We start from the raw sequence: 20,843 nt of genomic DNA, 5'->3' as shown, positions 1-20,843 counted from the left end.
TCTTTTCTAAAGAGGGCGTCGGGGGAGATTTCTTAGTCACCATTTTTCAGTTCAATGTTGATACCTAAAGAACGGATCTCTTTGGTCAATACGTTGAACGATTCAGGCATGCCCGGATCCATATAATGGTTGCCATCTACAATGTTCTTATAGATGCGGGTACGGCCTTCAACGTCATCCGACTTAACTGTAAGCATTTCTTGGAGCGTGTACGCTGCGCCATATGCTTCCAGTGCCCAGACTTCCATCTCACCGAAACGCTGACCACCGAACTGCGCTTTACCGCCCAATGGCTGCTGCGTAACAAGAGAGTAAGAACCGGTAGAACGCGCATGCATTTTGTCGTCTACCAAGTGGTTCAGTTTCAGCATGTACATGTAACCTACAGTTACAGGACGGTCGAAACGCTCACCAGTACGGCCATCATACAATACTGTTTGACCAGTACGTGAGATGCCGCCAAGTTCCAGCAATTCTTTAATTTGTGATTCTTCAGCACCGTCAAATACAGGCGTTGCCAAAGGAACACCGGCACGCAGGTTGCCTGAAAGCGCCAAGATTTCATCGTCAGTCAAGCTGTCAAGATCTTCTTGCTCGCCGCCAACTTTGTTGTAAATCTTGTCTAAGAATTCACGAAGTTCAAGAACTGTGCGCTGCTCTTTCATCATCTTGTCGATTTTGTCGCCAAGACCTTTCGCTGCCATGCCCAAGTGAGTCTCAAGAATCTGACCCACGTTCATACGTGACGGTACACCCAGCGGGTTAAGCACTACGTCTACAGGAACACCGTTGGCATCGTGCGGCATGTCTTCTACAGGCAAGATGTTAGATACAACACCTTTGTTACCGTGACGGCCCGCCATCTTATCACCCGGCTGGATGCGGCGTTTTACAGCTAAGTAAACTTTAACAACTTTCAATACGCCAGTTGTCAATTCATCGCCCGTAGAAAGTTTGCGTTTCTTCTCAGCAAATTTCTCATCAATTTCAGTGCTCTTCTCTTTCAAGAACACTTGAATTTGAGTTAAGCGCTCAGCAATGCCTTCGTCTGTCGGCTGAATTTCAAGCAGGTCAGCAAGCTCTAAACCAGACAATACTTCTTCAGAAAGCTTGTCACCGCGTTTAGTCGTGCCGCCACCATTCGATTCTTGACCCTTCAGCAAGCGCACAATACGTTCACGCGCAGCTTCTTCGAAGATTTTGTATTCTTCTTTCAAGTCTTTGCGGTATGCATCTAATTGCGCTTTTTCAATTGCTTGAGCACGTTCGTCTTTTTCAAGGCCGTCACGTGTAAACACTTGAACGTCAATAACCGTACCTTTCACAGATGAAGATACGCGTAAAGATGAGTCTTTTACGTCAGCCGCTTTTTCACCGAAGATTGCGCGAAGCAGTTTTTCTTCAGGAGTCAGCTGAGTTTCACCTTTAGGTGTCACTTTACCAACCAAGATATCACCAGCAGTGACTTCAGCACCGATGTAAACAATACCTGATTCATCAAGCTTAGACAGTGCAGCTTCACCAACGTTTGGAATATCCGCAGTGATTTCTTCAGCACCCAGTTTAGTATCACGCGCTACACATGATAATTCTTGGATGTGAATCGACGTTAAACGGTCTTCTTGAAGTACACGCTCAGATAACAAGATCGAGTCTTCGTAGTTGTAACCATTCCAAGTCATGAACGCTACGCGCATGTTTTGACCCAGCGCCAGCTCACCGCCATCAGTCGATGGACCATCAGCCAATACATCGCCGCGGCCAACTTTATCACCCAGTTTCACCAGAACTTTCTGGTTGATACAGGTGTTTTGGTTCGAACGGGTGTATTTAATCAGGTTATAGATATCTACGCCTGCTTCACCAGCAACCATTTCATCTTCATTGACACGGATCACGACACGTGATGCGTCAACAAATTCAATGCGGCCGCCGCGGTTCGCAATTACACACACACCAGAGTCATGCGCTACGTTTGCTTCCATGCCTGTACCTACAAGCGGTTTGTCAGCAATTAACGTAGGCACAGCTTGACGCTGCATGTTAGAACCCATCAATGCACGGTTGGCGTCATCGTGTTCAAGGAACGGAATCAATGATGCTGCTACAGATACAACCTGCTGAGCAGATACGTCCATATGCGTCACTTTTTCAGGAGGCATACGTACGAATTCACCTTGATGACGTACAGATACGAATTCTTCCTGCAGGTTGCCGTCTTTATCGACGCCAGAATCGGCCTGTGCAATAACAGTACCGACTTCTTCAATTGCAGATAAGTATTCAACGTCATCAGTTACACGGCCATCAACAACTTTACGGTATGGAGTTTCCAAGAAACCGAAGTTGTTGCATTTAGCGTAAACTGAAAGTGAGTTGATCAAACCAATGTTTGGACCTTCAGGAGTCTCAATTGGGCACACACGGCCGTAGTGAGTTTGATGTACGTCACGTACTTCAAAGCCTGCGCGTTCACGCGTCAAACCGCCAGGCCCAAGCGCTGATACACGGCGTTTGTGTGTAATTTCAGACAATGGGTTGTTTTGGTCCATGAACTGAGACAATTGGCTTGAACCAAAGAATTCTTTGATTGCAGCAGCAACTGGCTTCGCATTGATCAAATCTTGCGGAGACAGGTTGTCAGTTTCAGCTTGTGATAAACGCTCTTTTACAGCGCGTTCTACACGAACTAGACCTACACGGAATTGGTTTTCTGTCATTTCACCGACAGAACGCACACGGCGGTTACCCAAGTGATCGATATCATCGACTTCACCTTTACCGTTGCGGATTTCAATCAGTGTTTGAAGAACATCAGTAATGTCTTCATTTGAAAGAATGCCTTCAACTTCACGTGACTTCTGATCTGTACCCACTTCGTAAGGGCGGCCCAAACGGCGGTTGAACTTCATGCGGCCTACAGGAGACAGGTCATAACGTTCAGAAGAGAAGAACAGGTTGTTGAATAAGTTTTCAGCTGCTTCTTTCGTCGGCGGCTCGCCTGGACGCATCACTTTGTAGATTTCTACAAGCGCTTCTTCACGGCTGGACGTTGTATCTGCACGCAAAGAGTCCGCGATGAATGAACCGCGGTCAATATCGTTGGTGAACAGGATGTTGAATTGCTTCACACCGCCTTCAGCCAATTTCACCATAATTTCATGGCTAAGCACTGTATTTGCCGCAATCACATCGCCGCCGCGTAAAGCCACGTCTTCAGCAATAATGCGTTCATACAAGTATTCATCTGGAACAGAAAGCTTCTCAAGCCCTGCTGCTTCCATCTGACGCACGTGACGCGCGTTGATACGTTTGCCTTGCTCTACAATGACCTTGCCGTCTTTATCAGCAATATCAAACTGGGCCATTTCACCGCGCAGGCGTTCAGGCACAAGATCAATCTGATAGCTGCCCATGTCTAGGTAGACAGGCACTTTTTCATAGAACAAATCAAGAATTTGAGAGTTGTTGTAACCTAAGGCACGAAGCACCACAGTCGCAAGCAATTTGCGGCGGCGGTCAATACGTACAAAGACCAGGTCTTTCGCATCAAATTCAAAGTCTAACCATGAACCGCGGTAAGGAATAATCCGCGCTGAATAAAGCACTTTACCGCTTGAATGGGTTTTGCCCTTATCATGGTCAAAGAACACGCCCGGTGAACGGTGCAATTGAGATACGATGACACGCTCAGTACCGTTAATAACGAAGGTACCGTTATCAGTCATGAGCGGCATTTCGCCCATGTAGACTTCTTGCTCGCGCACGTCTTTGATTGATTTAGTTTCGCGGTCTTTTAAGATCAGACGAATTTTTACACGCATTGGCGCTGCATAAGTTGAGCCGCGGAGAATACACTCACGCACATCAAACTCAGGCTTACCAAGACTATACTCAACAAATTCTAAAGCAGCATTGCCAGAATAACTTTCTATAGGAAAAACTGAACGAAATGCGGCTTGGAGACCGATATCTTCGCGGTTTTTTGGAGTTTTGCCATCTTGCAAGAAAGTTCTGTACGAGTCGACTTGAATCGCGAGCAAGTACGGAACATCCATTACCTTGGGCAATTTACCAAAATTCTTACGGATCCGTTTCTTTTCGGTATATGAGTATGCCATCTGGAGTCCTCGGAAAGTAAACTAAACCCGCCTGCAGAACGGGTTTAGAAGGAATTACGCAGGCCGATATGGCCACCACTTTGACAAATGCTGCAATTTATAGTGGTATTAAAACGCTTAACAATATTTTTTAAACGGAAAAATATTGGTAAGCGTTTGACATTTATCTGTATTTCTAATTTGTATGATTTTTATATCATGCAAACAAAAATCGAGCCGATTATTGTAACGCAAAAAGGCTGATGACCCAAGAGCCATCAGCCATTTTCTGGAGCCGATTATAAAAAAATCGGCTCCTCTTAAGATTACTTAAGTGTAACTGTAGCACCAGCTTCTTCAAGTTTCTTCTTAAGTTCTTCGCCTTCTTCTTTAGAAACGCCTTCTTTAAGAACTGCAGGTGCGCCTTCAACCATGTCTTTAGCTTCTTTAAGACCAAGGCCAGTCGCTTCACGAACTGCTTTAATTACCGCTACTTTGTTCGCGCCGAAAGAAGTCAACTCTACGTTGAATTCTGATTGCTCTTCAGCAGCAGCAGCAGCAGGACCTGCAGCTACAGCTACAGCAGCAGCAGATACGTTGAATTTTTCTTCGAAAGCAGAAATAAGTTCAACAAGTTCAAGAACAGTTTTTTCAGCAACTGCGTTTAAGATTTCTTCGTTTGTTAAAGCCATGAGAGTAACTCCAAATGGGTATTGAATGATGTGTGTTTAAGTTTGAGCTTATGCAGCTTCTGACTCGTTTTTCTCTTGAAGCGCTGTAAGCAAGCGGCCCAATTTCGAAATAGGAGCTTGAAGAACGCTTGCAAGCATAGTAAGCGCTTTCTCTTGGTTTGGAAGATTCGCGATAACGCTAACTTCTTCGCCTTGATAAAGTTTGCCTTCAAACGCAGCAGCTTTAAGTTCAAATGCTTTGTTAGTTTTCGCAAATTCTTCAAATAAGCGTGCCGCAGCACCCATATCATCTGCAGAAGTTGAGAAAGCTAAAATTGTTGGGCCAACAAGGTTGTCGTTCAAGATATTGAATGGAGTATCTTGAAGAGCGCGTTTAGCCAAAGTATTACGTACAACACGTGTAGCAACACCTAACTTACGAGCTTCAACACGAAGAGCAGTTAATTGCTCAACAGTTAAACCTTGGTAGTCAGCCACAACAGCAGCAAACGCAGTAGAAGCAACTTCAGTTACTTCAGCAACGATCTGTTTTTTGCCTTCGATAAGAAGAGCCATTGTAAAACCTCCTAACGGTGATTTATGTGCTTACGCGAAGCACACTCCCAATTCGCAAGTTCATCACTGAACTTGCACGCGGAGGATGAACAAATCACACCACCGCGTCTACTCAGGCTGGAAAATTAAGAAAGCAATCGAAATCACTCTCGCCTGAGGTCTTTGACGCTGATAAATAAATTTATCAATTCAAAGTTTGCCTAAGTCTGCAAAATACGACGGAGCGTTTCTTGCGTGAGTTTTAAAGCAGTGCTTTAAAACTCACTCAGGGCTTTAAAATTCTGCAATAAGCCAAAACTTATTTAGAAACGTTTGCCACTTCAACAACAAGACCAGGGCCCATAGTTGAGCTCAAAGTGATCTTTTGGATGTAGATACCTTTAGAAGTCGCAGGTTTTGCTTTCTTAAGGTCAGCAATTAATGCTTCAACGTTTGAACGAACAGCTTCAGCAGTGAAACCCACTTGACCGATCGCAGCGTGGATGATACCCGCTTTGTCTACACGGTAACGCGCTTGACCAGCTTTTGCATTTTTAACTGCAGTTGCTACATCAGGAGTTACAGTACCCACTTTCGGGTTCGGCATTAAGCCGCGTGGACCAAGAATCGTACCCAGCTTACCAACAACGCGCATTGCATCTGGAGCAGCAATTACCACGTCAAAGTCAAGGTTACCCGCTTGAATGCTTTCAGCAAGATCATCAAAACCAACAACGTCCGCGCCTTCAGCTTTAGCAGCTTCAGCAGCAGCGCCTTGAGCAAACACAGCAACACGTACAGTTTTACCAGTACCTGCAGGAAGTGTAGTCGCGCCGCGAACAACTTGGTCAGATTTACGAGGATCAACACCCAGGTTTACCGCAACATCCAAAGATTCTTTGAATTTTACAGCAGGCAGGCTGCTAAGAACTTGTACTGCTTCTTCCAAAGTGTAAACTTTGTTTGCTTCAATAGCAGCAGCAATGGCTTTTTGACGTTTAGTTAATTTAGCCATGTCTTATAGCTCCACTTCCAAGCCCATAGAACGCGCAGAACCAGCAATGGTGCGTACACGTGCGTCTAAATCAGCACCAGTTAAATCTGGTTCTTTAGTAGTCGCAATTTCTTCTAACTGAGCGCGAGTCAACTTACCAACTTTAGTTTTGTTAGGTACAGCTGAACCCTTTTGAATACCGGCAGCTTTTTTAAGCAAAATCGCAGCAGGCGGAGTTTTCATGATGAATGTGAACGACTTGTCGTTGTACACAGTGATCACAACTGGAATTGGCAGACCAGCTTCAACTTTTTGTGTAGCAGCATTGAATTCTTTACAGAATGCCATGATGTTTACACCGCGTTGACCTAGTGCAGGACCAATCGGTGGAGATGGATTTGCTTTACCAGCTGGAACTTGCAGCTTGATATAGCCGTCAATCTTCTTAGCCATTTCAATTACCTCTGGGTACTGACGCCGTTAGGCTCCCCATACATTTAAAGTAACGATACCGTTACAACAACAATGCCCGACTCATAACAAATCGGGCGTTTACCAGCCAATTCCAATTAAACTGATTTTTCGACTTGGCGAAATTCCAATTCAACTTGCGTTGGACGGTTAAATACATTAATCGTCAGCGTTAAGCGCGATTTTTCGTAAAGGACTTCTTCCACCACACCTTTAAAGTCTGTGAATGGACCGTCAATTACCAGTAATTCTTCGCCTGGCTCAAACATCGTCTTAGGACGAGGCGCTTCACCAGTATTGCGTACACGAGCAAGAATCGCATCAGCTTCTTTTTGCGTAATCGGTGCAGGCTTTTCCGCTGTACCGCCGATGAAACCCAATACTTTTGGACATTCTTTAACAATGTGCCAAGTCTCATCATTCATTTCCATTTCGACCAATACATAGCCTGGAAAGAATTTACGCTCTGATTTGCGCTTTTTGCCATCCTTCATTTCCACCACTTCTTCAGTAGGGACAAGGACTTCACCAAAGCTATCGGCTACAGCGCTGCGCTGGATTCGATCATTAAGTGAGCGTAACACCTGTTTTTCATAGCCTGAATAGGCATGAATAATGTACCAACGTTTCATAGCTCTCTTACCCGATAAAAAACTTCATTAACCAGCCTAAAACATAGTCAAAGCACCATAAAACAATAGATGCAATAACAACTACTGCAAGAACTTGCCAAGATGTGGTCACAGTCTCTTGCTTTGTAGGCCAAGTCACACGTCGCAACTCAATCCGCGCATCTTTCAATAAACGGATAAAGCCTTTGCCTTGATGGGTGGCGTATAATAAACCTAAAGCCACGATGATACAAGCCAAAATTACCCCAACGCGCACCCAAACATCATTTGCAGGCGCCCAATACGCTGGCAGATGCTGATTCGCAAGCATTGCTCCGACCAATAAAATCAAGGCAACCACCCATAGAACAATATCTACAAGGGAACCAGAATTTACAACTTCAGCTGAATTATTTCTTTGGGGAATTGGCGCGTCGCTCAATGCGTCACGCGATTTATCATTCGACATTTTTGTACTCGTCGTAGGATTCGCGACTTATTATATGACCAGTTTAGCCAGCATCAAGCTTCTTTTTGAAAAATTTGGCAGGCCAGGAGGGACTCGAACCCCCAACATTCGGTTTTGGAGACCGACGCTCTACCAATTGAACTACTGACCTGCAGAATAAATCGAGAGCCTAAGCCCTCGATTTATTTTTACAACTTGTATTATGCAGTAACTTTAGCCACTACACCAGCACCAACTGTACGGCCGCCTTCACGGATCGCGAAGCGTAAGCCAGCGTCCATAGCGATCGGGTGGATAAGCTCTACTGACATTTCTACGTTGTCACCAGGCATAACCATTTCAACGCCTTCTTTCAACTGAATCGCGCCAGTTACGTCAGTTGTACGGAAGTAGAACTGTGGACGGTAACCGTTAAGGAATGGAGTATGACGGCCGCCTTCTTCTTTAGAAAGCACGTATACTTCTGCGTCAAATTTAGTGTGCGGCTTGATCGCGCCCGGCTTAGCCAATACTTGACCACGCTGAACGTCTTCACGCTTAGTACCACGCAGAAGAACACCACAGTTCTCGCCCGCACGGCCTTCGTCTAGAAGTTTACGGAACATTTCTACGCCAGTTACAGTTGTTTTAACTGTATCTTTAATACCAACGATTTCAACTTCTTCGCCTACTTTCACGATACCAGCTTCAACACGGCCAGTTACTACTGTACCGCGGCCTGAAATTGAGAATACGTCTTCGATAGGCATCAAGAATGGCTTGTCGATTGCGCGTTCTGGTTCTGGGATGTAAGTGTCAAGCGCTTCTACTAGAGCAACTACAGCTTCTTCGCCGTATTGACCAGCATCACCGTTCAACGCAAGAAGAGCTGAACCACGGATTACTGGAGTGTCGTCGCCTGGGAAGTCATAAGTAGAAAGAAGTTCACGAACTTCCATTTCTACCAATTCAAGAAGCTCTTCGTCGTCTACAAGGTCGCATTTGTTCAAGAATACAACGATGTATGGAACGCCTACTTGGCGAGAAAGAAGGATGTGTTCACGAGTTTGCGGCATTGGGCCGTCAGTCGCAGCACATACAAGGATCGCGCCGTCCATCTGAGCAGCACCAGTAATCATGTTTTTAACATAATCGGCGTGGCCCGGGCAGTCTACGTGAGCGTAGTGGCGGATTGGAGAATCGTATTCTACGTGTGAAGTATTAATTGTAATACCGCGTGCTTTTTCTTCTGGTGCAGAGTCGATTGCAGCGTAATCTTTCGCTTCACCGCCGAATTTCTTCGCACATACAGTTGCGATAGCAGCTGTTAAAGTAGTTTTACCATGGTCAACGTGACCGATTGTGCCCACGTTAACGTGTGGCTTATTACGTTCAAACTTAGCCTTAGCCATGTTCATCTTCCTCGTTTACGTCGAACACAGGTATAAACAACTCGGTATCGACACATCGTCTAAAAAATCAGACACCAAATACTTGAAAAGCAGACTAATAAGCCTGCTTTTTAAAAACTTTGTAGATAATCTACTAAACTGTAATCTGGAGCTCTTATCGAGATTTGAACTCGAGACCTCTCCCTTACCAAGGGAGTGCTCTACCACTGAGCTATAAGAGCAAATATAAGAACTTAGAATGGAGCGGGAGACGAGGGTCGAACTCGCGACATGCAGCTTGGAAGGCTGCCGCTCTACCAACTGAGCTACTCCCGCACGATGTTGGCACAATCCACTTCTAGAAGTCTTAAAATTGGTGGTGAGGGAAGGATTCGAACCTTCGAAACTTTCGTAGCGGAGTTACAGTCCGCCCCCTTTGACCGCTCGGGAACCTCACCATTTTACACTTGCTTCAGTGCTGCTCTTTACTTTACTTACTCAACTCTCTAAGATGGTGCCGGCACACGGATTCGAACTGTGGACCTACTGATTACAAGTCAGTTGCTCTACCAACTGAGCTATGCCGGCGTTTCTTAGTGTTTCGTACGTTTCGTATCGGAACGGTGTGCAGTTTAGCAAAACTCAGAATCCTTGCAAGTGTTTTTTTTAAAAAAACCGTCAAAAACTCATAAAATCAATCCGTTTGACGATAATTCAACCGCTTTGATCACTGCGCGAGCTTTTATTTGGGTTTCATTCCATTCAGATTCAGGATTTGAGTCATAAACCACCCCCGCTCCCGCCTGCACATAGACTTTATTTTCACGGATAACGCAGGTTCGAATGGCAATCGACATGTCCATTTCGCCATGCCAGCCTAAATAACCCACAGCGCCGCCGAAAATTCCGCGCTTTACCGGTTCAACTTCGTCAATAATTTCCATCGCGCGGATTTTTGGCGCACCAGAAAGCGTGCCTGCAGGGAATGTTGCTCTAAAAACATCCAAGGCATCCACATCATCACGCACTTCACCCTGCACATTCGACACAATATGCATCACATGCGAATAGCGCTCGATCACCATCTGATCGGTGACTTGCACTTTGCCGATTTTTGATACACGCCCCACATCGTTTCGGCCCAAATCAATCAGCATTAAATGTTCGGCAATTTCTTTTTCGTCTGACAGCAAATCTTTTTCCAAAGCCAGATCTTCTTCTTTGGTCTTGCCGCGCGGACGCGTCCCCGCAAGCGGACGCACCGTGGCAATGCCATTTTCCAAACGCGATAAAATTTCAGGGGACGAACCGACAATATGGAAGGGCTGATTGTTCTCTAAAGTTTGCCCCTGCACCAGAAATAAATACGGCGATGGATTTAAATGGCGCAGCGCGCGGTAAACCTGCAATGGATCACCGTCAAAATCTGAAACCATGCGGTGCCCAGGCACCACCTGCATCACATCACCCGCCTTAATGTATTCCTTAACTTTGGCAATAGAAGCAATGAATTGATCATGACCCGTTAACGATTCAAAATGCGGCGCAGTATGTTTCTGCGCTTTCAGACTGACAGGGGTCGCCAGCAGCTCTTCCAGCGCATCCAGCTGATTCTGCGCTTGAGCATAGGCATCTGCATCCTGCACATCCGCATGCACAATTAAAAACAGCGTGTCTTTTAAGTTATCAAAAACAATCACGGTCTTAGACAGCATCATCCAAATATCAGGCAAGCCGACTGGATCAGCTTCCGGCACATTATTTAAGCGCGGCTCGATATAGCGCACCGCATCATAGCCAAAGTAGCCCACCAAGCCGCCGGTAAAACTCGGCAGCGCCGGAAGATCCTGCTGGGTAGGCACGCGGTACTGCGCCTGAAAGTCACGGATATATTGGAAGGGATCTGAACACTGCTGTTTGCTGATCCCGCCATCTGCCTGCTGAACCGTCAGCACACCCGCATTGCAGGAAAATACAGTCGACTCGCCTAAGCCGATAATGGAATAGCGCGCCCAGTTTTCACCGCCTTCCACGGATTCGAACAAATAGGCCTGCTTATGCCCTTTCAGACGGGCAAATACAGATAATGGCGTTTCCGTGTCCGCCAGGCGCTGGCGGTAGACAGGAATTAGGTTATAGCCCTGGGCTTTGAGTTGATCGAATTGGCTTTGCGTGGTCATGCGGTTTCTCTATTTTGATTGGCGCTATTCAGTTTTATTGGATTGCTGGACTGAGTTCCGCCATCGAAAAACCATTCTGCTGCTCATGTTTATTCCTTCAATGCACTGTATTACGCAAGCAATTCCCGAAGATCATCCACCACAAGCTGCGGCTGGCAATCTTGAATATTTTCACCATGATTATAGCCATAGCTGACCACAATACAATCTATACCCGCGCGGCGCGACGCTTCCACATCATTCGATGAGTCACCCACCATCAGCATGTTTGCTTTTTCAGTCTGATAATAATCTGCGCAATGCAGCAGCTGGCGTGGATGCGGCTTGCGCTGTTCAAAACGGTCACCGCCAATGACATCTGCAAAATAGCTGGAGATTCCCAAATTTTCAACAATCATGCGGGCCGGCTGCTCAGGCTTATTCGTCACGCAAATCAGTGTTTTCCCTTGCGCTTTACCCCAATCTAAAAACTCCTGAATCCCCTGAAACAGCTGCGTTTCCACACACGGGTCCGCATTATAAATTTTCAAAAAGGTCTCCAGCAGCAGCTGATGCTGCGCAGCATCCACAATACCGGTTAAATGCTCCAAAACGCTGCTACAAAAAATGGAAGTGCCTTTTCCAACCCAAACCCGCACCTGCGCTTCAGTGACCAAGGGCAGCTGCAATGCATTCAGGCTCATATTCATCGCACGGTATAAATCTGTGGCCGAATCAACCAGCGTGCCGTCCAAATCAAATAAAATCAGCTGTTTTTCCGCTAAATTCAGATTCAACATAAGGTCCTCTTTTCCATATATCTTCAGCTTAAACAATAAAGGCATGCGATTGCATGCCTTATTGCAGTCCAAGCGCGGCTTACTTAAAGAACAGCCATGCTAAAACTGCCAAAATAATAATGACAATCACGCTCATTAGGCCAACAGATGCATTTTTCTGCTGTTCTTTTTCCTGTTCAACCTGTGTCACCGGCTGTTCAACGGGAATTGGCGCCGGATCAGGCTTCACCGCGCTGATATCAACACCTTCCGGAATTGGCGCCGGTTTTGGCACAGCGACATTTTGCGGCATGCCGTCACGGCTCAGCTGTACGCCTTCATGGCGCTCTTTCAAATCAGGCATACCCTGATCATTCATCTTCTGCGCCGCCGCCGTCACTGGCGCTGCTGACTGGGCGGTTTCTGATACAGCAACCGCTTCAGACGGCTGCACCGCAGCTTCAGCCTGCGGGGGTTGCACTGGCGCTTTCTCTTCAGCATCATCCAAAGTGCGGGCGGGCTGCAAAACTGAAAATTTTAAGCTGGCGAATTGAACAATATCACCCTCTTTTAACAGCGCTTCATTTTCAATCTTAACGTCATTCACAAATGTGCCATTCGATGAATTCAGATCCTGCACCCAAAGCGCCTGATCCCTTAAATAAAATGCAGCATGCTTACGGGAAATTTCAGCCTGCTGCAGGACAATATCCGCAGCCTGATGGCGCCCAATCAGCATATCACGGTCAATGCTGATTTCCTGCCCTGTTTGCTCTCCAGTAATGCCTTGTAGTTTCCAAGTCATGAAATGATTTCTCTATCTGATTTTGATTTCATCATACATGCTGCGGTCTAAATTCATCAACCGCATGTTCTGCCCATGTTTTTCCGCTGCGCAGCAATACATTAAGGCGCAGGTGGCTGACGCGCTCCATTCGGCACAGTCACCACCTGCCGCGTCACTGCCGGCTCTATCGCCACAGGCGTAACCTGAATCGCCGGCTGCTGCTGCGCGCCGCCCGATGGAACCGCCTGATAAGCCGGCTTCGGCGGATTGACCGGTATCTTCGAAACCGGAATTCGCTGCTGATACATATCTTCGATATTTTCCGGCAATTTGGCAAAGTTGCCGTCATCATCCAGCGCCAATTGCAGGCTGTACAGCTGGCTGTAGCGCTGCTGCGACAGCTTGCGCACATCTTTGGCATCCCCCACAATGGTCGGATGGATAAAGATCAGCAAATTGCGCTTCACATTGGATTTGCCGTCTGAACGGAATAAGCGCCCCAGGCCCGGAATCGCCCCCAAACCGGGAACGGATTGCCGCGTATAGGCCGTATCATCTGAGATCAAGCCGCCCAGTACAATAATCTGGCCATGCTCAGCCAAAATGGAGCTTTTAATGGCGCGCTTGCTGGTCACCAAATCTGAGGCTTGGCCTTTGTTGGCCTTAACATTAGAAACTTCCTGTTCAACCTCTAAGCGCACAGAGCCGCCTTCACCGATATGCGGCACCACTTTTAAGGTTACGCCGACATCCTTGCGCTCAATGGTGGTATAAGGATTGGCTGTGCCTGAAGATGTGGTTGAAACAGAACCCGTCACAAACGGTACGTTCTCCCCCACGACAATATAGGCTTCTTCATTGTCCATGGTTAAAATGGACGGTGTCGACAGCAAATTGGATTTGGTTTTCTCTTTCAGCGCCTGAATCATCGCGCCATACAGCTTGCGTGAGCCGTCAGCGCTTTCTTTATAATCCCCCAAGATCAGTGATGTGCCCGCGCCAATCGCGCTGCCCGCCCCCGCTGCGCCGCCAGTTAAATAGCCTGCTGCAATATTTTTTAAACTGGAACCGATATTGTCAAAATTGATCAAGCCGATCCCGCTGCTTAAATCACCCAGCGCCCACTGCACACCCAGCTGATCCGTATCGCTGCCTTCCACTTCAATAATCGCCGCTTCAATCAGCACCTGCTCACGGCGGGTATCCAGCTGTGAAATAGCCGATTCAACCTCCCGCATCAATGGCGGGTCGGCTTTCACCAGCAGGGAATTCTGTGTGGTATCCGCAATAATACTGACCCCATTGGCGCTAAAGCTGCTGATGCTGTTTTCATTTGGATTGTTCGAACCTGAGTTCAGGTTGATCCCCGAAGAAGCTCCCATGGATGAGCTGTTGGAACTTGAATTCGAATTATTCAGCAGATTGCTGATGGCATTATTAGAACTGGACGATGAATTGGATGAACCAGAATTAGAGCTGGACACTGCCTGCCCGCTTACCAAGCCTTGCAGGATTTCCGCTAAGTTTTTTGCGCTGGCATATTTCAGCCGGAAGACTTTCAATCCGCCTAAACGGTCTGCAGGCGGCACATCCAGCATCTCGATGGTCTGCCGGATGCGCTTCCGCGACTGCATATCACCTTTAATAATGATGCGATTGGTGCGGTTGTCCGCAATGATGCGCACACGCGAGCCTTTTAAATCTTTTGAAGCGCCCGTAGAGGTCATGGCTTCCAGCAGGCCGATCATTTCTTCAGCTTGACTGGATTGGAGCGTAACAGCCTCAATGTCATTCTGCCCTGTGCCATCCAGATTGCGGATAATGGTTTCCAGCTGATATATGTTGCTGGCGCGGTCAGACACAATTAAAGCATTGGTGCCGCCTACCGCAGATAAATGCGCAAATTGCGGCATCAGCGGGCGTAAAGCAGGAATTAAGTCATTGGCGTTGGTATTTTCCAGCCAAATCACCCGGGTCACAATTTGATCCCCCGTTGCGCGGTGGCGGGAATCATAGGGAATGCCTGAGCTTTTCACATTGCTGTCCGGCACCAGCTTGACGGTATTGCCCGATGGGATCGCCACGACACCATTGACGTTCAGCACCCCCAGAAACAAGTCGTAGACTTCACTTTTATTCAGCGGCTTATTGGAAATCACCGTAACATTGCCGCGGACCCGAGGATCAACTGCAAAATTCTTGCCCGTAATATCAGCCACTTCATTAATAAATGCGGTTAAATCTGCATCCCGCAAATTGATTTTCCACGTCTGCGCGTGGCTTGCCGTGCTCACCATAGCCACCAATGGCGCTAAAGCATATGCCGCAAATACAGCACGATGATTATTTAATAAAGCCATGAACTCTTATGCTTCCCAACCTGCTAGGTGATGACACATCACTTAAAATCCTGCTGCACGGTCATCACTTGATCACCCCGTTTTATTTCCAGCTTCACCTGCCCTTCGCGGCGAGCCTGTTCTAATAATTGCACTTCTGTCTGGCCAGCGCCGACACTCTGCCCATTCAGCGACATAATGCGGTCCCCCGGCTGCAGGCCCAGCTTATTTCTCAATGCCGCCGGCGTGCGCGCCGTGACTTCAAACCCGCCGCCGGAAGATGCGTTCACGCCCATTTCCTGCATATACTGTTCACGGTTTTCCTGCATGCGCTGCACCGCTTGCCCGAGCGCGCTTTGCGTTTGGCCGCTGCCTGAGTAGCCTTGCTGTTGCTCATTATTCATTTGCGGATTGGCGCTGCCACTCGGCACAATGGGCTGGTCCAATCCGTTTTCAATCCCTTTAAAGGCCAGCTCACGCACCGCGCCATTTGCGCTGCGCAAAAAGACCTTATCCCAATAGACTTCCGCCAGCGTATAAGATGAGCCCTCAACCGCCTCTCCCACCCGATAGCGCTCGGCTGTTTCATTGACTTTAATCACCGCTGACGAGTATTGGCTTGGATACCCCACCACAACCCCCTGCAATACCATATTCAGCTGTTCATCCGCACTGGATGCCCGCCCTGCTTCCTGAAATAAGGCAAAGGAGCTGATATTCGGCACTTGAGGCTGCTGCGAGCCCAGCTCAACCCGATCCATCTGCATGGCTTGCGGCGGCGCCAGCACCAGCCACAGCATAGAAGCCAGTTTCCAGCACAAGCACATAATCAGCACGGCCAGCACAGCTGGCGCCAGGCGGTCTGTATTTTTCCAGTTGTACTGCTTGAGCTTTTCAATCCAGTTATGCATTAGAAACCGCCTTTCAGCATAGGCTGACGGGTACTAATCACATAGGTGTCCAAACCAGCTTTGCCTTCATAAGAAGGAATATTCATTAATAAACGCTGCGTCAGCTGCACATCCAGCATCAATTCTGCATCCAGCTGCAAATTCATCATTTTTTGTTCCCGCGGATCACGGACATCAATCTGCAGCTTGCCCTGATCATCCGCTAATTTTCCAATCAGCGACGGAACATTCATGCGGTCTTGACGCTGCGCAAAGATATACAGCAGCTCTCCGCCCGCCCATTGCAGCTGGCCGTCAGCCTGGCTGAATCCTTGCTGCTTTGTATATTTCAGCGAAAGATCCTTGAGCTGAACCGCATTGTTCGGCCACTGCCAATCTGCGATGGACTTTAAGGTTTCCGGCGCAATCTGCCCATTGAGAGATTTGATGATTAAGGATTGACCCAAGCCGTATCCAACCGCGCCTTGCAGCTGTGTATTGCCGCTGTGAATTTCCACATCTGCACCCAACCGCATCAGCAGCAAATCCAAGGGCCGGCTTTTCCAGCTGATTGAGCCTTTCAGCTGGCCTTTGCTCCAGTCCGCTTGCCCGCGCCAAATATTGCCGCTGACATTTTGCAGCGTCTGATTATTTTTATAAAATTTTGAAATTAGCCATGCTGCTGGTACTTGCAGCATAACGAAAATAAAAAAAATGATGACCGCGAATAACAGCCATTTTATTTGTTTTGGCTTACCGCTCATCCCGCCCCAACCAATCTGTCAATTTCTTTCCCGAAAACTTTATTTCTTTTATAAACACATTATGCACACTTTTTCCACGCAGCCAATTCATAGGGATAAAAAAAACCAAGCAGTACTGCTTGGTTTTTTTTATCCTAGACTGCTTTTATGACAGCCCAATGACGCTAAGTTAAATTAAGAAACTTTCCAGCTTAGCGCCTTTTTCCAATTCCGCAACCAGCCAGCGCGGCTGTTTACCGCGGCCGGTCCATGTATCATTTGGATTTGCTTTGCTGCGGTAGCGCGGCTCTACTGATTTCCGCGTTGTTTTCTTACGCTTGGTCGCGCCCAGCTCTAAAATTTGATCAATGCTTAAACCGACATTTTCAGCAATCGCTAAAATTTGGTTATATGCATCTTCAACCGCTTGATCTTTTTTAGAAGCGATTAACGCTTCAGCTTCAACTTGAAGTTTTTTAAGTTCTTCAACAGATAAATTACTGATGTCTGGCATGATATTAATTCCTCAACAATGAATATGTATTATTTTACTTTAAACTCGCTCATCATATTTACATTAATATAAACATTCAATATCAATATGGGGATTAAAAACCAGATTTCTATAGTTTTAACGAATTATTTTTCAGAATTTAAATTAAATAACATGCTGCACGCGTAATTCAATTTGTTTTATTTTTTGGCGGATCATTTCAGGCATAGCTATTTTCTGCATATTTACTTTATCAACACACACAATGACCGCTTCTGCGGCTGCCGCTATTTTCTGCTGCTGCGTGCTCCATATTAAATAACTCATTCGGATCGCGCTATTTCGAAGCTCTTCTACACGCACGCCTATTTTCAACTGGTCTGGATAAAGTATTGGGCTGAAGTATTTACATTGATTCGAAGCAACCACGGTAAAAACATCCTGCTGAAAAATATCAAGCTCATCAAAATAGCAAATGCGCGCGCTTTCAATATAGCGGTAATACTGCACATTATTGACATGGCCAAATGCATCCATATCGCCCCATGCCACATTTTGCTCAAAAATTACCGGATATTCAGAAATATTAATCATTTTATTTTTCACTATATTTTAATTTCTACAAAATTTGCATTATTTTCAAAAATTAAATTTAACTGTTTAATAAAATCTTCCTGACCTGACAAATTCGATTTAATTCTTAAATAACTCATTAATACATCATCAGAATACTGGTTCAGCAATAAAGCCGCCTCTGCTGCGCGCCCGGTTGCCATATATACATGCCATTTGGCAAAACTGAAGACAGGCAATGCTGGATATTGGCTTTCCCAAGCATTAATCCGCTGCTCAATTTGTTCATAATCAGGATTCTGCTTCAGCAATTGCTGCTGGAACCACAAATAGAACGCCTCCTGATTAAACTGCTCTGACAACAAATGCACTGCGAGCTGTTCATGCAATGCACTCATTTCCGGCATGCGCGAAAGCACTTTCAGCCATAAGAGCTTAATAGGAAAGGTGCGGTTATAAATTTGATCATTCAATGCCTCATACCGCTCTTTCAGCAGCTGCAAACTGTCTGGGTCTGCCTGATCAAATGCTGCCAGCAACTGTTCCAGCCAGGCCTGTTTGGTTATTTCATCCAAATGCCCATATTTGGTAGAACGCAAATACATCCATGGAAACTGCAGCGCAAACTCCCCCCATAGCGCGGTTAAACGCTGCTCATACGCTGTGCTGACATTTTGCAGCCAAGGCGAAAGTTCATGCTGATTGAGAAACTCTAAATGCGTTAAGGCTTTTTCGCCATCCTGCTGCGCCAGGTAAACTTCAATCCGCTGCAGTTCCGCCAGCTCAAAAGCCATAGGATTGGCATCCTTTAATGCATTCAGCGCATCCTTATATTGCTGGCGCATCCAATATAAGCGCGCATCCATAATCCCTTTCAGCAAACCGGATTCAGTAAAAGCCTGCTGAATAAACTGACGCTGATCCTGTGCTGCATTTAACAGCCAAATGACCGCCAATTGCTCATAGGGATGCAGTTTGCTGAAACTGAAAATATTTTCCCGTTTACGCTGTTCTCTGCTTAAATAACGCTTAATGCCCAGCCAGGCCATTTGCCCAGTAAAACTTAAAAGCGCCAATATAATGAGAAAAAACCAGATATTGGTTTGAATTTGCCATTCGCGCCAATAGATATAGACATAACCGGGACCATAGCCAAAACTGAGCACACTAAATAACGCAACAGCCAATAAACTGATAAATAAATACGCGAGTAAAATTTGCTTCATATGCAATTATCCAATTAAAGCCCGTGTATTTAAACTTGGTACCGGATTGGCTGAAATTTTCTTCAAATCATTTAAACGCTGAATAAAATTCTGTGTTTTTGCATCCGGCAGCTGCTTTAAAATTTGAACTGCTAAAGTTAATTCCTGCTGAAAGGCAATATATTGCCCTTTCTGCAATTGCTGCTGAGCCAGCAATAAACGTAGCTGCGCTTCTTTTAAAATGATACTGCGGTGCATTAATACTGCATTTGGTTGCTGTACCGATTCAATTTGAATCCAGCGCTGCCAAAATGATTTGCCTGCTTGCGGCGCCGGCTTTTGATATTGCGCTTTAATCTCTTCGCCAATTTCACGGTCGAGCAAATCCAGCACTGCTTTTATTTTATTTTGCTGTTCATTATTGGCATTAATATATTGCATTACCGTATGCCGGTCTTTATCAATCACTTGGTGCAGGCTGGCTTTCAGCGCCGGCGCAAGCGGGTATGCATTTATATTCAAATTCAGCTGATTCAATTTTTCCAAAGCCAGCGAATATTGCTGCTGCTGCAAAGCGAACTCAATTAAATCAAGCTGCTTCGCAATTAAAACCGTTGGCTGCAGCGCCGCGGCGGACGGTTGCGCCAAGGCTGATTCCGCATGCTCTGTATCGGACGAAAGCGCTGCCTTGCTGAACTGCCGGTTTAAAGCAGCCAGCTGATCATTCAAACTGGCCGTTCTCTGCTCCAGCGCATTTTGCTGCTGCATCAGCGCATCCTGCGCCGCATTGAACCGATATAGATCAAAACTGATTTTTGCGATCCATAGAACACTTAAGGCCAGGGCCAGAACAAGCAGTTTTTTCATGAATTTCCTTGCACAAGCGCTATTTGCTTCAAAATGGATTCCTTCCGCAAATCATTTAACTGATAAATAGAAAAATTATATGGATGAGCTTGCCTATAATGCTGCAGCAGATCAGATAAGCGCTCGCCCAGCACCAAAAAATGCGCTTGATTCAGCACATCCAGATGCGCCGCAATCAGCCTCAGCCAATTCAGCCAGCTGGCTTCACTGGTCACGAGCATGCAATAGCCCTGCAGTCCTAAAAGATTTTCCATAAGAATTTTAGGAGTTTGCTCCGGGCATTGCCGCCGGTACAGCACAAAATTCAACAGCTGAATGCCTTTCTTGCGCAGTGCATCCATCATGAATTGCCTGCCGCCTTCGCCGCGCCAAAAGGCCACTTTGGCAGTATTCTCCAGCTGATGCAGCACAGGCAAATCCAGCATGCCTTCTGATGTTTCCACCAGCGGCACATGGCTCTTGATGCCATAAGCCTGCAAAGCCTTTGCGGTCGCTTCACCGACGGCAATCCACTGTATATGCAAAATACTGGCCTGCGTCAGGCCTGCGCGCTTTAATCCTTCCATGCCGTATTGCACAGCAGAAGGGCTCACCGCCACGATCACCTGAACCGATGCCAGCGCTGCATACAGCGTAGCTAAATCTTCAGACCAGGGCATCGGTGACAGTTCCAGTAGCGGCAAGTCCAGCACATCAATCTGCCGCGCCTGCAGAAACTGCGTTAAATCAGCTGCCCGGTCGGCTGGCCGCGTGTTTAAGAAAAGCAT

The 20,843-nt window shown here is 46.6% G+C and carries 19 protein-coding genes and 5 tRNA genes; all 24 read right to left on the bottom strand.

Annotation, left to right across the window (positions count from 1 at the left end):
* Nucleotides 1-32: 32 nt before the first annotated feature.
* The 24 genes from rpoB to JZ784_RS10380 all read right to left on the bottom strand — a co-directional run bounded on the left by rpoB (nt 33) and on the right by JZ784_RS10380 (nt 20,843).
* Nucleotides 33-4,121 (bottom strand): DNA-directed RNA polymerase subunit beta, encoded by a 4,089-nt coding sequence (gene rpoB, locus JZ784_RS10495; protein WP_005006986.1) that lies wholly within the window; start codon nt 4,119-4,121, stop codon nt 33-35.
* Nucleotides 4,122-4,426: 305 nt separating this feature from the next.
* The gene (rplL, locus tag JZ784_RS10490) at nt 4,427-4,792 is read right to left on the bottom strand and encodes a 50S ribosomal protein L7/L12 (RefSeq protein ID WP_005006983.1); all 366 of its coding nucleotides are present in this window, start codon (nt 4,790-4,792) and stop codon (nt 4,427-4,429) included.
* A 48-nt stretch (nt 4,793-4,840) separates the two neighbouring features.
* A complete protein-coding gene (gene rplJ, locus JZ784_RS10485) occupies nt 4,841-5,347 on the bottom strand; it encodes a 50S ribosomal protein L10 (RefSeq protein WP_004692769.1) in 507 nt (168 codons plus the stop codon).
* Between the two features lie 298 nt (nt 5,348-5,645).
* Nucleotides 5,646-6,341: a 50S ribosomal protein L1 gene (gene rplA, locus JZ784_RS10480; protein WP_005006981.1), complete on the bottom strand. Its 696-nt coding sequence runs from the start codon at nt 6,339-6,341 to the stop codon at nt 5,646-5,648.
* A gap of 3 nt (nt 6,342-6,344) precedes the next feature.
* A complete protein-coding gene (gene rplK, locus JZ784_RS10475) occupies nt 6,345-6,773 on the bottom strand; it encodes a 50S ribosomal protein L11 (RefSeq protein WP_004868049.1) in 429 nt (142 codons plus the stop codon).
* Between the two features lie 116 nt (nt 6,774-6,889).
* On the bottom strand, nt 6,890-7,423 hold the full coding sequence (gene nusG, locus JZ784_RS10470) for a transcription termination/antitermination protein NusG (RefSeq protein ID WP_005006980.1): 534 nt from the start codon (nt 7,421-7,423) through the stop codon (nt 6,890-6,892).
* A gap of 7 nt (nt 7,424-7,430) precedes the next feature.
* Nucleotides 7,431-7,871, bottom strand: coding sequence for a preprotein translocase subunit SecE (gene secE / locus JZ784_RS10465; protein ID WP_005006978.1), 441 nt, complete (start codon nt 7,869-7,871; stop codon nt 7,431-7,433).
* 75 nt (nt 7,872-7,946) lie between these two features.
* Nucleotides 7,947-8,022 (bottom strand) — tRNA-Trp (locus tag JZ784_RS10460).
* A 49-nt stretch (nt 8,023-8,071) separates the two neighbouring features.
* Nucleotides 8,072-9,262 carry an elongation factor Tu gene (tuf, locus tag JZ784_RS10455; protein WP_005006977.1) on the bottom strand — a complete coding sequence of 397 codons (1,191 nt, stop codon included), beginning with the start codon at nt 9,260-9,262 and terminating at the stop codon, nt 8,072-8,074.
* A 146-nt stretch (nt 9,263-9,408) separates the two neighbouring features.
* A tRNA-Thr gene (locus tag JZ784_RS10450) sits at nt 9,409-9,483 on the bottom strand.
* A gap of 18 nt (nt 9,484-9,501) precedes the next feature.
* Nucleotides 9,502-9,577: transfer RNA gene (locus JZ784_RS10445), tRNA-Gly, on the bottom strand.
* 38 nt (nt 9,578-9,615) lie between these two features.
* Nucleotides 9,616-9,699, bottom strand: a tRNA-Tyr gene (locus JZ784_RS10440).
* A gap of 54 nt (nt 9,700-9,753) precedes the next feature.
* Nucleotides 9,754-9,829: transfer RNA gene (locus tag JZ784_RS10435), tRNA-Thr, on the bottom strand.
* A gap of 98 nt (nt 9,830-9,927) precedes the next feature.
* Nucleotides 9,928-11,421, bottom strand: a complete 1,494-nt coding sequence (gene trpE, locus JZ784_RS10430) for an anthranilate synthase component I (RefSeq protein WP_346314837.1) — start codon at nt 11,419-11,421, stop codon at nt 9,928-9,930.
* A gap of 110 nt (nt 11,422-11,531) precedes the next feature.
* Entirely contained in the window at nt 11,532-12,200 is a 669-nt protein-coding gene (locus JZ784_RS10425; protein ID WP_005006971.1) for a phosphoglycolate phosphatase, read from the bottom strand.
* A gap of 79 nt (nt 12,201-12,279) precedes the next feature.
* Nucleotides 12,280-12,984 (bottom strand): FHA domain-containing protein, encoded by a 705-nt coding sequence (locus tag JZ784_RS10420; protein ID WP_346314836.1) that lies wholly within the window; start codon nt 12,982-12,984, stop codon nt 12,280-12,282.
* A gap of 101 nt (nt 12,985-13,085) precedes the next feature.
* Nucleotides 13,086-15,326 (bottom strand): type II secretion system secretin GspD, encoded by a 2,241-nt coding sequence (gspD, locus tag JZ784_RS10415; RefSeq protein ID WP_346314835.1) that lies wholly within the window; start codon nt 15,324-15,326, stop codon nt 13,086-13,088.
* Nucleotides 15,327-15,364: 38 nt separating this feature from the next.
* A complete protein-coding gene (locus JZ784_RS10410; protein ID WP_346314834.1) occupies nt 15,365-16,216 on the bottom strand; it encodes a type II secretion system protein N in 852 nt (283 codons plus the stop codon).
* A complete protein-coding gene (gene gspN, locus JZ784_RS10405; RefSeq protein WP_346314833.1) occupies nt 16,216-16,959 on the bottom strand; it encodes a type II secretion system protein N in 744 nt (247 codons plus the stop codon). The genes JZ784_RS10410 and gspN overlap by 1 nt, the downstream gene beginning before the upstream one ends.
* A gap of 169 nt (nt 16,960-17,128) precedes the next feature.
* Nucleotides 17,129-17,455: an H-NS histone family protein gene (locus tag JZ784_RS10400; RefSeq protein ID WP_026253436.1), complete on the bottom strand. Its 327-nt coding sequence runs from the start codon at nt 17,453-17,455 to the stop codon at nt 17,129-17,131.
* A gap of 141 nt (nt 17,456-17,596) precedes the next feature.
* Entirely contained in the window at nt 17,597-18,025 is a 429-nt protein-coding gene (locus JZ784_RS10395) for a thioesterase family protein (RefSeq protein WP_346314832.1), read from the bottom strand.
* A gap of 11 nt (nt 18,026-18,036) precedes the next feature.
* Nucleotides 18,037-19,230, bottom strand: coding sequence for a heme biosynthesis protein HemY (locus JZ784_RS10390; RefSeq protein ID WP_346314831.1), 1,194 nt, complete (start codon nt 19,228-19,230; stop codon nt 18,037-18,039).
* Between the two features lie 6 nt (nt 19,231-19,236).
* Nucleotides 19,237-20,076 (bottom strand): hypothetical protein, encoded by an 840-nt coding sequence (locus JZ784_RS10385; RefSeq protein WP_346314830.1) that lies wholly within the window; start codon nt 20,074-20,076, stop codon nt 19,237-19,239.
* Entirely contained in the window at nt 20,073-20,843 is a 771-nt protein-coding gene (locus tag JZ784_RS10380) for a uroporphyrinogen-III synthase (protein ID WP_346314829.1), read from the bottom strand. The genes JZ784_RS10385 and JZ784_RS10380 overlap by 4 nt, the downstream gene beginning before the upstream one ends.

Source organism: Acinetobacter sp. CWB-B33, from assembly GCF_039655955.1.
Taxonomy (GTDB): Bacteria; Pseudomonadota; Gammaproteobacteria; order Pseudomonadales; family Moraxellaceae; genus Acinetobacter; species Acinetobacter bouvetii.
The sequence above is the reverse complement of the archived record's forward strand: the minus strand, read 5'-3'. Positions and strand labels throughout refer to the sequence as shown.

Excerpts from the sequence above, each read along its gene's own strand:
- tuf (WP_005006977.1), bottom strand. The coding sequence starts at position 9,262 with ATGGCTAAGGCTAAGTTTGAACGTAATAAGCCACACGTTAACGTGGGC.
- rplK (WP_004868049.1), bottom strand. The coding sequence starts at position 6,773 with ATGGCTAAGAAGATTGACGGCTATATCAAGCTGCAAGTTCCAGCTGGT.
- rpoB (WP_005006986.1), bottom strand. The coding sequence starts at position 4,121 with ATGGCATACTCATATACCGAAAAGAAACGGATCCGTAAGAATTTTGGT.
- JZ784_RS10395 (WP_346314832.1), bottom strand. The coding sequence starts at position 18,025 with ATGATTAATATTTCTGAATATCCGGTAATTTTTGAGCAAAATGTGGCA.
- JZ784_RS10390 (WP_346314831.1), bottom strand. The coding sequence starts at position 19,230 with ATGAAGCAAATTTTACTCGCGTATTTATTTATCAGTTTATTGGCTGTT.
- gspD (WP_346314835.1), bottom strand. The coding sequence starts at position 15,326 with ATGGCTTTATTAAATAATCATCGTGCTGTATTTGCGGCATATGCTTTA.
- nusG (WP_005006980.1), bottom strand. The coding sequence starts at position 7,423 with ATGAAACGTTGGTACATTATTCATGCCTATTCAGGCTATGAAAAACAG.
- JZ784_RS10410 (WP_346314834.1), bottom strand. The coding sequence starts at position 16,216 with ATGCATAACTGGATTGAAAAGCTCAAGCAGTACAACTGGAAAAATACA.
- gspN (WP_346314833.1), bottom strand. The coding sequence starts at position 16,959 with ATGAGCGGTAAGCCAAAACAAATAAAATGGCTGTTATTCGCGGTCATC.
- JZ784_RS10420 (WP_346314836.1), bottom strand. The coding sequence starts at position 12,984 with ATGACTTGGAAACTACAAGGCATTACTGGAGAGCAAACAGGGCAGGAA.
- JZ784_RS10425 (WP_005006971.1), bottom strand. The coding sequence starts at position 12,200 with ATGTTGAATCTGAATTTAGCGGAAAAACAGCTGATTTTATTTGATTTG.
- rplJ (WP_004692769.1), bottom strand. The coding sequence starts at position 5,347 with ATGGCTCTTCTTATCGAAGGCAAAAAACAGATCGTTGCTGAAGTAACT.
- JZ784_RS10385 (WP_346314830.1), bottom strand. The coding sequence starts at position 20,076 with ATGAAAAAACTGCTTGTTCTGGCCCTGGCCTTAAGTGTTCTATGGATC.
- JZ784_RS10380 (WP_346314829.1), bottom strand. The coding sequence starts at position 20,843 with ATGCTTTTCTTAAACACGCGGCCAGCCGACCGGGCAGCTGATTTAACG.
- rplA (WP_005006981.1), bottom strand. The coding sequence starts at position 6,341 with ATGGCTAAATTAACTAAACGTCAAAAAGCCATTGCTGCTGCTATTGAA.
- rplL (WP_005006983.1), bottom strand. The coding sequence starts at position 4,792 with ATGGCTTTAACAAACGAAGAAATCTTAAACGCAGTTGCTGAAAAAACT.
- secE (WP_005006978.1), bottom strand. The coding sequence starts at position 7,871 with ATGTCGAATGATAAATCGCGTGACGCATTGAGCGACGCGCCAATTCCC.
- trpE (WP_346314837.1), bottom strand. The coding sequence starts at position 11,421 with ATGACCACGCAAAGCCAATTCGATCAACTCAAAGCCCAGGGCTATAAC.